The organism is Streptomyces sp. NPDC029138 (assembly GCF_055564375.1).
The window spans coordinates 29,877-45,465 of sequence record NZ_JBVHWM010000017.1 but is presented as its reverse complement, the minus strand read 5'-3'; the positions used below and the strand labels follow the sequence as shown (position 1 = coordinate 45,465).

Sequence of the window (15,589 nt, the reverse complement as noted above, 5' to 3'; positions counted from 1 at the left end):
CGGGGGCCTGGCCCCTCGGGCCGAGGCGAGCGGAAACGCCGGGCCGACGACGACCAGGCGCAACCCTGGAACTCTGGCTAGGCTGGCCAGGGACGAGCCGGTGGTCCTGCCACACGACGAACCACCCGGTCATCCGACTTGCAGGCGACGCCGGGCCCGTGGGCGTCACTTCGCGTGACGGGACTGATGATGGGCAATCCCTCTGAGGACTCTCCCGCGCACTGTCTCTCAGGAGCAGCCGGCGGTGAGGGCATCGCCGGCTTCGTCGTCGATGGCCACGGCGTGATCTCGGCGTGGAGCGTCGCGGCGGAGGAGCTGTTCGGGCGCGGCGCCGATAATGCCATCGGCTGGCCGGCGGCTGAGTTGTGGCCGGAGGCGTTCACCGAACGCTCCTCGAACTCCGCCGGTTCGGCACAGGCGGCAGTCGCGGGCCACGGCACCGTGGGCGACCGCCGGGCGGGGCAACCCGCCCAGTTCGTCTTTCACAGCTCACGACTGCTCGGACCCAGCGGCTCTCCGGGCGAGGTCTCCCTGGTCATCGCGGTCCCCGCCTCTCTATCGGCGGCGGCGGAGGGGCAGGCGATCCAGGAGGCGCTCTTCGCCCAGGCGCCGGTCGGTATCGCCGTCTACGACCGGGATCTGCACTTCGCAAGGGTCAACGCCGCCTTGGAGCGTATCCACGGCTTCCCCAAAGAGCAGGCCCTCGGCCGTTCCGTCGGCGATGTCCTTCCGGGGCTCGATACCAGCGCGATCGAGTCGAGGCTCAGGAGGGTGATGGAGACCGGGCAGCCGGTCATCAATGCCGTCCATCACGGGCGCACCCCCGCCGACCCGGGCAGAGACCACGTGTGGAATGTGTCCTCCGTGGTCCTGACCGGACCGGATGGCGGCGTCCTCGGGGTGACTGATCTGATCATTGACATCACGGAACGCCACCGTTCGCGTGAACGTCTTTCCCTTGTCAGCGAGGCCACAGCTCGTATCGGCACGACCCTTGACGTAGAGCGCACCGCGGAGGAACTGGTGGACATGCTGGTTCCGCGGCTCGCCGATGTCGCGACGATAGACCTCCTGGACAAGGTGATGGCGGGCGCGGAACCTGAGCCGATGGGCAAGGATCCGGTCGCGCTGCGCTGCCTCGCCCGCAAAGCCGACGACTCGGTGATCGTCGGCGGGGTCCCGCCGCCCGGCGAAGTGCAGAACTACCCTCCCGACTCACCTCACGTGCAGACCCTCGCCGACGGCCGGCCGAGGCTGATCCCTGTCATCGACCCCGACACTTCGTGGATGCGGGACTCTTCCGACCCGCGGATCCAGGCCATGCGCACATACGGCGTCGACTCCTTGATGCTCGTACCGCTGAGCGCCAGGGGGACGACCCTGGGCTTCGTACATCTGTACAGGACGCGTCCTGGGGAACCCTTCGAACCCGACGATCTCGTTCTCGCCCAGGACATCGTCGGGCGGGCCGCCGTCTGCGTGGACAACGCTCGCCGCTACACCAACGAACACCGGGCGGCCCTCACCCTCCATGCGAGCATGCTGCCCCGCAGCGTCGCGGATCAGAGCGCAGTCGAGACAGCGCACCACTACCAGCCCTCACACGTGCACGCGGAGGTGAGCGGCGACTGGTTCGACGTGATCCCCCTCTCCGGCGCCCGGGTCGCCCTCGTCGTCGGCGCGGTACCCGGCACGGGCTTCCAGGCGGCCGCCTGCATGGGACACATCAGCTCCGCGGTACGCACACTGGCTCAGCTGGACCTCGCACCCGATGAGCTGCTCGGTCAGATAGACGACATGGTGCCGCGGCTGCTGGCGCGCGAGCACGCCAGCCGGTCCGCGCCCGTCGTGGCGGCGCTGATGGGATCGACCTGCCTATACGCCGTCTACGACCCCGTCTCGCGGCGCTGCGTGATGGCGAGCGCCGGTCATCCCTCACCCGCGATCGTCGGCCGCGACGGGGAGGTGACCGTTCCCGACCTGCCGGCCAACGAGCCGCTCGGCCTCGGCGACCCGGTTTTCGAGCCGTGGGACGTGGAGCTCGCCGAAGGCAGTACCCTCGTCCTCTCCAGCCAGGGCCTCCTGCTCGGCGCGGACACGCCCGACGCAGTCGCCGACCGACTCGGCACCGTTGTCGCCGGTGACAGCCGCCCCCTTGACGAAACGTGCCGCTCCATAGCCGATCTGGTCGCTCCCCATCTCACCGCGGAGCAGGGCCTGGCCGTCCTCCTCGCCCGGACGCACTTCCTGGACTCCGAGAAGGTGGCCACATGGACCGTGCCCCCTGTCCCGGCAGCCGTTGGCGACATGCGCTCGCTCGTCCTACGGCAACTCGACCGGTGGGACCTGGCACCCCTGGCTTTCACCACGGAAATCATCGTCAGCGAACTCGTCACCAATGCCATCCGCTACGGCCGTGATCCGATACAGCTCCGGTTGGTTCGTGACCGGACACTGATCTGTGAGGTCAGCGACACCGCGAGCACCGCTCCCCATATCCGCCGAGCGGCCACCACGGACGAAGGGGGCCGTGGACTCTTCCTGGTCGCTCAATGCTCCCAGCGCTGGGGCACCCGGCACACCCCCGCAGGCAAGACCATCTGGGCAGAGCAGATCCTGGACCCCGACGAATCCGCCTGGGCAGGCGTGCCCGTCTGACGGCTCGGTGTCGGCACCGGCCATCGTGTCGGCGGGCATGGGCCGGTGTGTGCGAACCGGGGAGCCCCTGGAGTGGACGGCGTGACCGTCGACGCGGTGGAGTCCTCGGGGTGGCTCCAGGACCTGTCGGAGAAACCGCGGACGCATACGTATCGTCCGTCGGTGTTGCGGCGGGTCCAGATCCCCAAACCGGGGCGCCCGGGGGAGTTGCGGCCGCTGTCGATTCCCACGGCGGCGGACCGGGTGCTGATGACGGCCGCGAAGCTGGTCCTGGAACCGGTCTTCGAGGCCCCGTTCACCGAGGCGAGCAACGAAATCCGGCCCAAGCGGTCCGCGATCGACGCGTGCGAGGCCGTGCGCGTTGCCCCGAACCAGCGGCGGGAACGGTGTTCGAGGTCGATATCCGGGACTGCTTCGGGACGATCGACCACGACGCCTGATGGCCCAAGAGGCCCGGCCCCCCGTTCTTCCCGATGGAGGCACAGCCAGCTCGGTGTCCTGCCGCCCGAAGTAGCTGTGAGCTGCATGGAGGCGCTCGGGCCAGCTGACCCACGGCGGTGCGCGGTCCGGTTCCCGGTCGAGCGTCGCTGCCTCTGACTGCCGTCCAGACCGCCCGAGTGACGGTCATCACGGATGCCTCTGAGGGGGTGCTGCGTAGGCTTGTGCTGCCGTCGCGGCGGGGGAGCGCTCGCCCCCTCCTCCAGTGGTCTGACGGCGCGTCAGCTGCCCGAACGTGCGACTCGTTGTAGGGTGTTGAACAGCCCTTGACCTGCAAAAACGCAGGCAGGGAGCCTACTCGTGGGAGTGCCCCAATGTTGCGTACCATGTTCAAGTCCAAGATCCACCGAGCCACCGTCACCCAGGCCGACCTGCACTACGTGGGATCGGTGACCATCGACGCCGATCTTCTCGACGCCGCCGACCTGTTGCCCGGGGAACTGGTGCACATCGTGGACGTCACCAACGGCGCCCGGCTGGAGACGTACGTCATCGAGGGCGAGCGTGGGTCCGGGGTCATCGGGATCAACGGGGCCGCGGCCCACCTCGTCCACCCCGGCGACCTTGTGATCATCATCAGTTACGCTCAGGTCACCGACGCGGAGGCCCGCGCGCTGCGGCCCCGGGTCGTGCACGTCGACGCCGGCAACCGGATCGTGTCCCTCGGCGCCGACCCGTCCGAACCGGTGCCCGGCTCGGACCAGCAGCGCAGCCCGCAGGCCGTAGGGGCCTGACCGGCTGAGCAGGATCAGGGCCAGGATCAGGACGAGGACCAGGAGCGTGCGTGCCCATGAGCGAGACCGAGATCCGCCACGACCGGGCGGCGGGCCGCCTGGAGGCCGTCGGCGACGGTGAAGTCGTCGGTCACATCGAGTACTTCGTCCTGGAGGCGCCCGAGCGCGCCCTGGTCCCCGTCCACACGATCGTGGAGCCCGCCCATGAGGGCAAGGGCATCGCCGGATCGCTCGCCCGCGAGCTGTACGACCTCGCCGAGCGCGAGGGCGTCCCGGTGGCCCCGCTCTGCTCGTACGTCGTGAAGTGGGCCGAACGCCACCCCGAGGCGGCCCCGCCCGCCGACCCCCGGCTGCTGTCGGCCGCGAAGGACTGGCTGCGCGCCCACCCGGACCGTTTCTGAGGCCGCCCGCCTGGTCGAGCGCCCGCTCGTCATCCCGTCGGCCACCCACCCGGACCCGTTCGGTGCTGCCGTCGGGTGAGTGGCCGCGCGGCCGTCGGGTAGGCGGGGGAGTAGTCCAGAGGCGACGTCCCGTGACTGCCCGGAGGACACCATGACGAACCCGCACCCCGACCCGGTACCGCCGGGCCCCACACCGGGTCCGGGCCCGACCCCGCCGGATCCGTATCCCAGCCCGGTCCCGACTCCGGAACCGGTCCCGCAGCCCACCCCGCCCCCACCGGGCCCCGACCCGACCCCGCCGCCGCCCCACCCGGGCCCCCCGGAGCCGTCCCCGTCCCCCATCCCTCCGGGCCCGGAACCCGTACCGAACCCGGAGCCGGGACCCCCGCTCACCTGAGGCACGGGAGGGGCCGGGCACCTGGAACATGAGAGGGGCCAGGTTCCTGCGAGGGGGCGCGGGGCGGTGCCGGCTGCGGCTCCGCGTGGGCGCGACCAGCCACGCACGGCCCGCACCCGCACCCGCGCCCCGACCGAGACGACCGGGCGCCGAGCCCTTCCGAGCCGAACCGCGCTACGCGGTCACCTCGCTCCGGTCTCCGCCCCACAGCGTGTGGAACGACCCCTCCCGGTCCACCCGCCGATACGTGTGCGCCCCGAAGAAGTCCCGCTGCCCCTGCGTCAGCGCGGCCGGCAGCCGCTCCGCCCGCAGCGCGTCGTAGTACGCCAGTGCCGCCGCGAAGCCGGGCGTCGGCACGCCCTGCCGGGTCGCCGCGATCAGCACCTCCCGCCAGTCGTCCTGCGCCTCGGCGATCTCGCGTGCGAACGTCTCGTCCGACAGCAGGCTCGGCAGGTCGGCCCGGGCGTCGTACGCGGCGCGGATGCGGTCCAGGAACGCGGCCCGGATGATGCAGCCGCCCCGCCAGATCGAGGCCACCGCACCGAGGTCGATGTCCCAGCCGTACTCCTCGCTGCCCGCGGCGATCTCATGGAAGCCCTGCGTGTACGACACGATCTTGGACGCGTACAGCGCCTGCTCCACCCGGTCGGCGAAGGCGGCCGCCTCCGACTCGCTCAGCGGGGACGGCTTCGGGCCGGACAGGTGCCGCGAAGCGGCCCGCAGCGGCGCGTGGCCGGACAGCGAGCGGGCGAAGACCGCCTCGGCGATGCCGGACACCGGTACGCCCAGGTCCAGCGCGATCTGCACGGTCCAGCGGCCGGTGCCCTTCTGCTCGGCCTGGTCCACGACCAGGTCCACGAACGGCTTGCCGGTGGCCGCGTCCACGTGGGACAGCACCTCGGCGGTGATCTCGATCAGGTAGGAGTCCAGCCGGCCGGTGTTCCAGGTGCGGAAGATGTCCGCGATCTGCGCGGGGGAGTACCCGGCGACATCGCGCAGCAACTGGTACGCCTCGCCGATCAGCTGCATGTCGGCGTACTCGATGCCGTTGTGGACCATCTTCACGAAGTGCCCGGCACCGTCGGGACCCACGTGCGTCACGCACGGCGCCCCGTCCGCCGCCTTCGCGGAGATCTTCTCCAGCATCGGGCCCAGCGACTCGTACGACTCCTTCGAACCGCCCGGCATGATGCTCGGGCCGTGCAGCGCGCCCTCCTCGCCGCCGGAGATGCCCGTGCCGACGAAGTGGATGCCCCGCTCGCGCAGCTCCCGCTCCCGGCGCCGCGTGTCCGCGAAGTGCGCGTTGCCGCCGTCGATGATCATGTCGCCGGGCTCGAGCAGCGGGGCGAACTCCTCGATCACCGCGTCCGTCGGCTCGCCCGCCTTGACCATGATGACCAGCCGGCGAGGGCGCTCCAGGGCCGCCACGAACTCCTCGGCGGTCTCGGCCGCGACGAAGTCGCCCTCGTCCCCGAACTCCTCCACCAGCGCCTTCGTGCGCGACACCGTACGGTTGTGCACGGCGACCGTGTAGCCGTTGCGCGCGAAGTTCCGGGCGAGGTTGCGGCCCATGACCGCGAGGCCCGTGACACCGATCTGCGCTGAAGTGCTCATACCGCCTGCTCCCTGGTTGCCTCGTGTACTACGGCTCCGTCAGTACGGGTCCCTGCCCATCCTTGCGTGCCGCTACGGCGAGCGCACATCCGACCCGCCACGCATGTGTACGCAGCGGGGCCGCCGTCCGCCTCACTCACCGGCCCCTCGGATCAAGCAGGGGCCGTTCCCGGCCACTTGAGCCGCACGGGAGGCCGATTTCCTGTCTTGTCATGGCCTGTTCGTGGCGCTTACCTTTGCCGCTCCTGACGCATGCCGAGGGGAATTCGGACATGGCCGTACGCGGTCGGCACCGCCGGTACCAGCCGAACAGGATCAACCGCGCCTCACTCACCGTCACGGCGGGCGGCGCCGGCCTCGCGATCCCGCTGGTCGCCGTCGGCACCGCGGACGCCGCCGACGTGGCCACCTGGAACAAGGTCGCCGCCTGCGAGTCCAGCGGCAACTGGGGCATCAACACGGGCAACGGCTACTTCGGCGGGTTGCAGTTCACCCAGTCCACCTGGGAGGCCTACGGCGGCACCCGGTTCGCGGCGCGCGCCGACCTGGCCACCCGGGCCGAGCAGATCGCCGTCGCCGAGAAGGTCCTCGACGGGCAGGGGCCGGGCGCCTGGCCGGTGTGCTCGGTACGGGCCGGGCTCACCCGGGGCGGAGCCGCCCCCGACGTGCACACCGAGACCAGCTCCACGCGTCCCGCGCAAACCGGCTCGGCGAAGTCCGGCTCCGCGCACTCCGGCTCCGAGCACTCCGGCTCCGTCAAGGACGTGCAGCCGCAGACCACCCCGCAGTCCCGGGCCGGCCGGGCCGAGATGTACACGGTGGTGCACGGCGACACCCTCTCCGGCATCGCCGGCGACCACCACGTGACGGGCGGCTGGCGCACGTTGTACGCGGGCAACCGCGCCACGATCGGCGCCGATCCCGACCTGATCATGCCGGGGCAGCGGCTCAGCCTGAACGGCACCCCGACCCGCTCCGCGCCCCCCAAGGCTCCGAAGAAGAAGACCCCTTCGGAGCGCCCCACCACACACCGCACGACGCCGCCGGCCCGGCACGCGCTCGTCGCCCCGGTGACCGCGTCCGTCGGCACCGGCTACCACGTGGCGGGCTCGCACTGGTCGAAGGGCTACCACACCGGCGTCGACTTCCTCGTGCCGACCGGCACCTCCGTGAAGGCGGCGGCGGCCGGGCGGGTGGTGGCGGCGGGCTGGGGCGGCTCGTACGGCTATCAGGTGGTCATCCGGCACGCCGACGGCCGCTACACCCAGTACGCCCACCTGTCGGCCATCGCCGTGCGGAACGGCCAGACCGTCACCGCGGGCCAGCGCATCGGCCGCTCCGGTGCCACGGGGAACGTCACGGGCCCGCATCTGCACTTCGAGGTGCGGACGGGGCCCGGGTTCGGCTCGGACGTCGACCCGCTCGCCTATCTGCGGGCCGGCGGCGTCAGGATCTGACGCGGGTGCGGTGCCGGTCCACGACCGGCAGCGGCACGACGACGCCTGCGGGCAGCGGGGTGTACGACGCCGGGAGCACACCACCGGCCGACGGCCCGGCGCCCTCGGCGTCCGCCCCGCTTCCCGGCGGGCCGGACACCAGCAACTCGGCCACACCCGGCTCGACCGACCCGCCACGGACGCCCGACTCGGCCGCTCCGGCGAGCACGACGGACTCGGCCGATCCGGCGCGCAGCCCAGGCTCGGCCGGACCGGCGTGCACCACCTGCTCGATGGGCCCGGCGTGGACGCCTGGCTCGGCCGACCCGGCGAGCATGACCGACTCGGCGCGTGCCGAGGGCTCGGCCGGACCGGCGTGCGCCACTTGCTCGATGGGCCCGGCGTGGACGCCTGGCTCGGCCGACCCGGCGAGTGCAACGGACTCGCCCGACTCGGCGCGCGCCAAGGGCTCGGCCGGACCGGCGTGCGCCACCCGCTCGATGGGCCCGGCGTGGACGGCTGGCTCGGCCGACCCGGCGAGCACGACCGACCCGGCCGATCCGGCGCGTGCCGAGGGCTCGGCCGGACCCGCGTGCGCCACTTGCTCGATGGGCCCGGCGTGGACGCCCGGCTCGGCCGACCCGGCGAGTACAAAGGACTCGGCCGATCCGGCGCGTGCCAAGGGCTCAGCCGACACGGCGTGCACGACCGACCCGGCGCGTACCAGGGGCTCGGCCGACGCGGCGAGCACCACCCGCTCGACCGACCCGGCGTGGACGCCCGACTCGGCCGTCCCAGCGCTCACCAGCGGCTCGGTCGGCCCTGGGTCGGTCTCGGTGGGCTTGCCCCGGTCTGGCGCCGCGTCCGCGCCCACGCGCTGCTGCGGCATGGCGAGGCGGGTGTCCTCGGCGGCGCACGCCGACGCGGCGACCGGCACACCCTGTGCGGAGGGCACCTCCGCTGACGGCAGGACAGCCGGCGACGGAACAGCCGGTGCCGTCTCGCCTGTCATCCGCTCCGTCGTCAGCATGATCAGGCCGCCCGCCGCCACCACCCCGCAGCCCAGGGCGAGCGCGGTGCCCATGGTGCCGTAGCGGAACGTCTCGCCGAACATCAGGATGCCGACCGCGGCGGCCAGCACCGGATTGACCACCGTCAGCGTGGCCAGCGGTGCGGCGAGGCCGCCGCCCCGGTAGGAGGCCTGGGACAAGAGGACGCCGGCGACCGCGAACAGGCCGATCACCGCGAGCGAGGGCAGGTCGCCCAGCTCGATGCCGTGGCTCCAGTCGACGGCCACCGTCTTGGTGAACACCGAAGACATGCCGAACGCGATGCCGGAGGCGGTGGCGAGCAGCACGCTGCGCACGGCGGGATGCCGGTGCGCGGCCAGGCCCGCGAACATCAGCGCCACCACCGCCCCGCCGGTGACCAGCGCGACCGCCAGCCGCTGGGCCGGGGTGAGGGAGTGCGCGGAGGAGGAGCCGACCAGGGAGAGCAGACCGGCGAGGCCCACCGTGGCCATGAGGGCGCCGCGCCAGGCGGTCGCGCCGGCCCGGCGGCCGACGCACAGCGCCGCCATGGGCAGCGCGAAGACGATGGTCAGCGCGCCGAGCGGCTGGACCAGGCTGAGTGGCCCGTAGGCCAGCGCCACGACGTGCAGCACGCCGCCGAGACCGTTGAGCGCCAGCGCACCCCACCAGCCCGGCCGGCGCAGCGGGAGGTACCCGCTGTCGGGAGAGGACACCGCGACCTGCTCCTGCACGATCGCTCCGCCCGCGTAGGCGAGGGCGGAGACGACCGACAGGAGCACGGACAACGCCAGGGCGCTCATCGGTGTCTCCTCTGCGGGCGACGGGCGTCCTGGGCCCGGCGCGGCATACGGTCGGCTTCCATGGCCAACACTCTGCCCGCCCGCTCCCTTCCCGTCGTCGTACCTGAGCACGCAATGCGTCCTACTGCCGATGGAGTACACCAGCCGTGTGATCATCCTTGGGAGGGGTGATGGCGGGTGGACACCCGCCCGATCACCCCTGCGCCGGGCCTGGTACGAGTGTCTGTCGTGGACCTGGACCCCGATCTCGCAGCGCTGCGCCCGCTCGGCGGCTTCTTCGCCCTGCGCACCCTCCCGGGAGCCGTCGGCGGCACCGACGTACAACGGCTGCCGACCCTCGCGGAGGGCTACGCGGCGGCGACCGAGGAGGCCGGCCGCGATCCGGTGATGCTGCGCGTCGCCACGGTCGCGGACCGGCTCCGGACCGGTGAGACCCGGGTCGCCGCCTCCCTCGCCCAGCAGGGGCTGGCCGCCCGGCTGTGGTCGGCGGCCCTCGGCTGTGCCGTCCTGTACGGCCGGCTGCCCGACCTCGATCCGCGCCTGCTGCGCTGGGACGCCCGCGCGGCCGTCCCCGACGATCTGTGGCTCACCGAGCTGCGGCCGCTGCCCGGGGACGCGGCCACGCTCGCCGGCACCGTGCTGCACGGCCATCTGGAGCCCCTGACAGCGGTGCTGCGGGTCCGCTACGGCGTCGCGCCGGGCCTGCTGTGGGGCAACGCGGGCTCCGCGCTCGCCGCGACGGCCCGGGAGCTGAGCCGCTGGGCCCGCGCCCACGGTCGTACCGACGTCGCGGCCCGCACCCGCGCGCTCACCGGCGAACTCTTCGCCCATCCTCTGCTGAGCGCCACCGGCACCCGCACCGGAACGGCGTTCCGGCGCCGCAGCTGCTGCCTGTACTACCGGGTGCCCGGCGGCGGGCTCTGCGGCGACTGCTGCCTCACCCGCCCGCCGCGCTCGTCCCCGCGCTCTTCCCCGGGCGCCGCATCTGGGTGACCATGAGGGGAACCTGCCACCGAGACCAGGGGGTTGTCGGGTGCGAGTGGGACTGCTGACCCGGGAGTACCCCCCGGATGTGTACGGCGGCGCCGGTGTCCATGTGGAGTTCCTCGCCCGTGAGTTGACCGCCCTGGTGGACCTGGAGGTGCACTGCTGGGGCGAGGGGCGTGGCGTCGGTGTCGTACGCCACCGGCCCTGGTCCGTCCTCGACGGCTCCAACGACGCGCTGCGCACCTTCTCCGTGGACCTCGCCATGGCCGCCGCCCTCGAAGGCCGCGAACTCGTCCACTCCCACACCTGGTACGCCAATCTCGCCGGCCATGTCGCCAAGCTGCTGTACGGCATTCCGCACGTGGTCACCGCGCACTCGCTGGAGCCGCTCCGCCCCTGGAAGGCCGAGCAACTCGGCGGCGGCTACGCGCTGTCGGGCTGGTCCGAGCGCACCGCGATCGAGGCCGCCGACGCGGTGATCGCCGTCTCCGGCGCCATGCGCGACGACATCCTCGCCTGCTACCCGGCCCTCGACCCGGCCCGCGTCCACGTCGTCCACAACGGCATCGACACGCGCCTGTACCGGCCCGATCACGGCACCGACGCGCTCGCCCGGCACGGCATCGACCCGGCCCGCCCGTACGTCCTGTTCGTCGGACGCATCACCCGGCAGAAGGGCGTGCCCCATCTGCTGCGCGCCGTACGGGACATCGACCCCGGCGCCCAGGTCGTGCTGTGCGCGGGCGCGCCCGACACCCCCGAGATCGACCGCGAGTTCCAGGAGCTGTTCGAGGAGCTGCGCCGGGTGCGGGCGGGCGTGTTCTGGATCCCGCAGATGCTGCCGCGCACGGAGGTGATCCAACTCCTCACGCACGCCACGGTGTTCGCCTGCCCGTCGGTGTACGAGCCGCTCGGCATCGTCAACCTGGAGGCGATGGCCTGCGGCACGCCGGTCGTCGCGTCCCGGGTGGGCGGCATCCCCGAGGTCGTGGACGACGGCCGTACCGGCCTCCTGGTCGACGTGGACGACGGCTTCGAGTCCGCGCTCGGCCGGGCGCTGGACACCGTCCTCGGCGATCCGGACGCGGCCCGGCGGATGGGAGAGGCCGGACGGGCCCGCGCGGTGGGGGAGTTCGGCTGGGACGCGGTGGCCCGCCGTACGGCGGGGCTCTACGAGGAGATCGTCAAGCAGGCTTAGTCCGGCCTGCTCGGGGCAGCCATGGTTCAACCAGGGTGAGGGGAGCGGCCATGCGTCGTGGAGGGCCTTCCGTACTCGGGATCGTGCTGGCCGGCGGCGAGGGCAAACGCCTGATGCCGCTGACCGCGGACCGCGCCAAACCAGCCGTGACCTTCGGCGGCACCTACCGCCTCGTCGACTTCGTCCTGTCCAATCTCGTCAACGCCGACGTGCTGCGCATCTGTGTGCTGACCCAGTACAAGTCGCACTCGCTGGACCGGCACATCACCACCACCTGGCGGATGTCCAGCCTGCTCGGCAACTACGTCACCCCGGTCCCGGCCCAGCAGCGCCTCGGCCCGCGCTGGTACCTGGGCAGCGCCGACGCGATCCTCCAGTCGCTGAACCTCGTCCACGACGAACAGCCGGAGTACGTGGCCGTGTTCGGCGCCGACCACGTCTACCGCATGGACCCGGGGCAGATGCTCCGGCAGCACGTCGAGGGCGGCGCGGGGGTGACGGTGGCCGGCATCCGGGTACCGCGTGCGGAGTCCTCCTCCTTCGGCGTGATCACACCGGGAGCGGACGGCCGTAGTGTCGAGCGCTTCCTGGAGAAGCCGGCGGACCCGCCGGGGCTCCCGGACGACCCGGAGAGGGTCTTCGCCTCGATGGGCAACTACGTCTTCACCACCAAGGCCCTGATCGAGGCGTTGCAGCGGGACGCCGAGGACAGCCAGTCCGTGCACGACATGGGCGGCTCGATCCTGCCCCAGCTGACCGCGCGCGGCGATGCGCAGCTGTACGACTTCAGCGACAACCACGTCCCCGGCGAGACCAGCCGCGACCAGGGCTACTGGCGGGACGTGGGCACCCTGGACGCCTACTACGAGGCGCACATGGACCTGATCGCCGAGCGCCCGGCCTTCAACCTCTACAACCGGCAGTGGCCCATCTACACGCACTCCTACCAGCTGTCGCCGGCCCGCTTCAACGCGGGCGGCATCGCGAGCGAGTCCATCATCAGCGCGGGCTGCCTGATCCGCGGCCAGGTCACCCGGTCCGTGCTCTCGCCGGGCGTCCGCGTCGACCCCGGGGCGGTCGTCCAGGGCTCGGTCCTGCACGACAACGTCCACGTCGGCCGGGGCGCGGTGGTCCGCGGCGCCGTGCTGGACAAGAACGTCGAGGTGCCGCCCGGCGCGACGATCGGCGTCAACCCGGAGCGGGACGCCGAGCTGTACACCGTGTCCAAGGGCGGGGTCATCGCGTTGGGGAAGGGGCAGCGGGTGCCCTGACGGACAGGGCGTCAGCGACCCTCCGGGCGCGACGCGTTCCACATCACCCTCTCGGAATGCCCGGGTTTGCACCGTTCGCCGTTCAGGATGCAGGCAACGATGTCCAACCTGCGGAGGTCATCCGACATGAGAGGGACCCGGCGCACGCGGCTGTGCCTGGCCGGGGTGATGGCAGCGTCCACGCTGATCGCCACCCCCGCCGCACGCGCCGCCGAGCGGACCGACGGCCACCTCACCGACCTGGTCAACCCGTTCATCGGGAGCCAGAACGAGGGCAACACCTTCCCCGGCGCGGCCGTGCCCTTCGGCATGGTGCAGCTCTCCCCGGACACCGGGCACAGCACCGGCTACGACTACGCGCAGAACCGTATCCGCGGCTTCTCGCTGGTCCACCTCTCGGGCGTCGGATGCCGGATCGGCGGCGACCTGCCCGTGCTGCCCACCACCGGCGACGTCACCCAGACGGATGACGCTCAGTACGCGGCGGCCTTCTCGCACGACGACGAGGAGGCGAGCCCCGGCTACTACCGGGTGGGCCTCGCCTCCGGCATCCGCGCCGAACTCACCGCCACCGCCCGAACCGGCGTGCAGCGCTACACCTTCCCGGCCACCGACAAGGCCAACGTCCTGCTGAACGCGGCCCAGTCGCTGCACAAGCCGGTGAGTAGCGCGGTACAGATCCTGGACGACCGCACCGTGCGCACGGAGATCACCGGCCACGGCTTCTGCCGGGACACCGGCCCCTACACGGTCTACACGATCACCCGCTTCAGCCGGCCCTTCACCGCCTACGGCACCTGGGACGGCGGGACCGTCACCCCGGGCGCCCGGAGCGGACCGGGCGGCGCCTACGTACGCTTCGACACCACCCGGAACCGCACGGTCGAAGCGACCACCGCCCTGTCGTACGTCGACTCGCGCGGCGCCGCCGGCAATCTGCGGGCAGAGGGCGGCCAGCCGTTCGACGCCGTACGCCACCGGGCCCGCGAGGAGTGGGAGCGGCGGCTCGCCGCCGTACGGGTGCGCGGCGGCACCCCCACGCTCCGCCGGACCTTCTACTCCTCGCTCTACCGCTCCCACCTCGCGCCCAACATCGGCAGCGACGCCGACGGTCGCTACTTCGGCTGGGACCGCCGTACCCACCGCGCCCGCGGCTTCACCTACTACCAGAACTGGTCGCTGTGGGACACCTACCGCACCCAGGCCCAGCTGCTCGCGCTGCTCGCCCCGCGCGAGGCACGGGACATGGCCCGGTCGGTGGTCGCGATCGACGAGGACGGCGGGTGGCTGCCCAAGTGGGGCTACGGCCCGGTCGAGACGAACATCATGAGCGGTGACCCGGTCACCCCGTTCCTGACCACCGCCTACCGGATGGGGCTCCTGAAGGGCTTCGAGGAGCGGGCCTACCGCGCGTTGAAGAAGAACGCCGACGGCGTGCCGCCCGCCGAGCACCCGGGCATCGGCCGGGAGGCCAACGCCGAGTACGTCGCCGACGGTTTCGCGCCCTACGTCAAGGGCCGGCCGTACGCCAAGATGGGCGACTCCGACTACCACCACGGCGCCTCCGTCACCCTGGAGTACGCGCTCGCCGACGCCATGCTCGCCCAGATGGCCCGCGGTCTCGGCCACGAGGACGACGCCGCCCGCTATGCCGCCCGCTCGCGCAACTACCGGAACGTCTTCGACCCCGGCACCGGCTTCTTCCGCGCCCGCGACACCTCCGGCGCCTTCACCGGCTCGCCCGACCCGGCCCGCGGCACCGGCTTCCACGAGGGCACGGCCTGGCAGTACCAGTGGCTCGTCCCGCAGGACGTCCCGGGCATGGTCGGGTTGATCGGCGGGACGCGTGCGGCCAACGCCCGCCTGGACGCCTTCTTCGCCTACGACCGGCTGCTCGCGGACCCGGAGGGGACCGCCCGCGAGGTGTGGGTGCACGGCGACCCGTACGCGTACTACAACGCCGCCGTCTACAACCCGATGAACGAGCCGGACCTCATCGCGCCCTACACCTACCTCTCCACCGGCCAGCCCTGGAAGACCACGGACGTGGTGCACGCCGCGCTGACCCTGTTCACCGACAGCCCCACCGGCATGACCGGCAACGACGACCTCGGCACGATGTCCGCCTGGAACGTCCTGTCGTCCATCGGCCTCTTCCCGGTCCAGCCCGGCTACGACACCTGGGGCCTGACCACCCCGGTCTTCGACCGCGTCGACCTCACCCTGGACCGCCGCCACTGGCCCGCCGGCCGGCTGACGGTGACCGCCCCCGGCACCTCGGCCGCCGACCGCTACGTCCAGGCCGTGCGCACGGACGGCAGGCCGCACGGCCGGACCTATCTGACGACCGGCGCGCTGCGCTCCCTGCGCTCCCTCGCCTTCACGGTCGGCCCGCGCCCGTCGGAGTGGGGTACGTCACCCGAAGCGGCGCCGCCCGTCCTGAGGTGACCTCGGCTGTCGCCTGTGTCCCGTCCCTTTCGCCAGAGGCGGGACTTAACCTGGCGTTAACTGTGCGTAGCGTGATCGTACTTGACCGTAATCGCTCAGCAGGGATTGACTGCTGA

General features: G+C 72.2%; 9 protein-coding genes and 1 pseudogene. 8 read left to right on the top strand and 2 right to left on the bottom strand.

The annotated features are described in order from the left end of the window. Positions 1 to 174 precede the first annotated feature (174 nt). From ACZ4WH_RS16810 to ACZ4WH_RS16800, 3 genes are all read left to right on the top strand, one after another. Complete coding sequence (locus tag ACZ4WH_RS16810; RefSeq protein WP_468180993.1) at positions 175 to 2,658, top strand: SpoIIE family protein phosphatase; 2,484 nt, start codon at positions 175 to 177, stop codon at positions 2,656 to 2,658. A gap of 812 nt (positions 2,659 to 3,470) precedes the next feature. Then, positions 3,471 to 3,890 (top strand): aspartate 1-decarboxylase, encoded by a 420-nt coding sequence (gene panD / locus ACZ4WH_RS16805; RefSeq protein WP_014676382.1) that lies wholly within the window; start codon positions 3,471 to 3,473, stop codon positions 3,888 to 3,890. Between the two features lie 56 nt (positions 3,891 to 3,946). Next, positions 3,947 to 4,291, top strand: coding sequence for a GNAT family N-acetyltransferase (locus tag ACZ4WH_RS16800; RefSeq protein ID WP_468180990.1), 345 nt, complete (start codon positions 3,947 to 3,949; stop codon positions 4,289 to 4,291). A 571-nt stretch (positions 4,292 to 4,862) separates the two neighbouring features. On the opposite strand, the gene gndA is transcribed toward ACZ4WH_RS16800, so the two are convergent. After that, positions 4,863 to 6,302 carry an NADP-dependent phosphogluconate dehydrogenase gene (gndA, locus tag ACZ4WH_RS16795; RefSeq protein ID WP_468180988.1) on the bottom strand — a complete coding sequence of 480 codons (1,440 nt, stop codon included), beginning with the start codon at positions 6,300 to 6,302 and terminating at the stop codon, positions 4,863 to 4,865. A 272-nt stretch (positions 6,303 to 6,574) separates the two neighbouring features. On the opposite strand from gndA, the gene ACZ4WH_RS16790 reads away from it, so the two are divergent. Next, complete coding sequence (locus tag ACZ4WH_RS16790; protein WP_468180987.1) at positions 6,575 to 7,759, top strand: transglycosylase family protein; 1,185 nt, start codon at positions 6,575 to 6,577, stop codon at positions 7,757 to 7,759. Between the two features lie 978 nt (positions 7,760 to 8,737). On the opposite strand, the pseudogene ACZ4WH_RS16785 reads toward ACZ4WH_RS16790, so the two are convergent. Continuing rightward, a pseudogene (locus tag ACZ4WH_RS16785) lies at positions 8,738 to 9,569 on the bottom strand (DMT family transporter); the annotation flags it as partial. Between the two features lie 228 nt (positions 9,570 to 9,797). On the opposite strand from ACZ4WH_RS16785, the gene ACZ4WH_RS16780 reads away from it, so the two are divergent. The 4 genes from ACZ4WH_RS16780 (at position 9,798) to ACZ4WH_RS16765 (ending at position 15,473) form a co-directional block, all read left to right on the top strand. After that, the gene (locus ACZ4WH_RS16780) at positions 9,798 to 10,562 is read left to right on the top strand and encodes a (2Fe-2S)-binding protein (protein WP_468180985.1); all 765 of its coding nucleotides are present in this window, start codon (positions 9,798 to 9,800) and stop codon (positions 10,560 to 10,562) included. A 40-nt stretch (positions 10,563 to 10,602) separates the two neighbouring features. Beyond that, the gene (gene glgA / locus ACZ4WH_RS16775; protein ID WP_468180983.1) at positions 10,603 to 11,754 is read left to right on the top strand and encodes a glycogen synthase; all 1,152 of its coding nucleotides are present in this window, start codon (positions 10,603 to 10,605) and stop codon (positions 11,752 to 11,754) included. 50 nt (positions 11,755 to 11,804) lie between these two features. Then, positions 11,805 to 13,025 carry a glucose-1-phosphate adenylyltransferase gene (glgC, locus tag ACZ4WH_RS16770; RefSeq protein WP_468180981.1) on the top strand — a complete coding sequence of 407 codons (1,221 nt, stop codon included), beginning with the start codon at positions 11,805 to 11,807 and terminating at the stop codon, positions 13,023 to 13,025. A gap of 126 nt (positions 13,026 to 13,151) precedes the next feature. Beyond that, positions 13,152 to 15,473 carry a GH92 family glycosyl hydrolase gene (locus ACZ4WH_RS16765; protein WP_468180979.1) on the top strand — a complete coding sequence of 774 codons (2,322 nt, stop codon included), beginning with the start codon at positions 13,152 to 13,154 and terminating at the stop codon, positions 15,471 to 15,473. Positions 15,474 to 15,589: the final 116 nt, after the last annotated feature.

What these genes read in the sequence shown, in the direction of transcription:
- ACZ4WH_RS16790 (WP_468180987.1), top strand. Translation starts at nt 6,575, where the DNA reads ATGGCCGTACGCGGTCGGCACCGCCGGTACCAGCCGAACAGGATCAAC.
- ACZ4WH_RS16765 (WP_468180979.1), top strand. Translation starts at nt 13,152, where the DNA reads ATGAGAGGGACCCGGCGCACGCGGCTGTGCCTGGCCGGGGTGATGGCA.
- panD (WP_014676382.1), top strand. Translation starts at nt 3,471, where the DNA reads ATGTTGCGTACCATGTTCAAGTCCAAGATCCACCGAGCCACCGTCACC.
- gndA (WP_468180988.1), bottom strand. Translation starts at nt 6,302, where the DNA reads ATGAGCACTTCAGCGCAGATCGGTGTCACGGGCCTCGCGGTCATGGGC.
- glgC (WP_468180981.1), top strand. Translation starts at nt 11,805, where the DNA reads ATGCGTCGTGGAGGGCCTTCCGTACTCGGGATCGTGCTGGCCGGCGGC.
- ACZ4WH_RS16800 (WP_468180990.1), top strand. Translation starts at nt 3,947, where the DNA reads ATGAGCGAGACCGAGATCCGCCACGACCGGGCGGCGGGCCGCCTGGAG.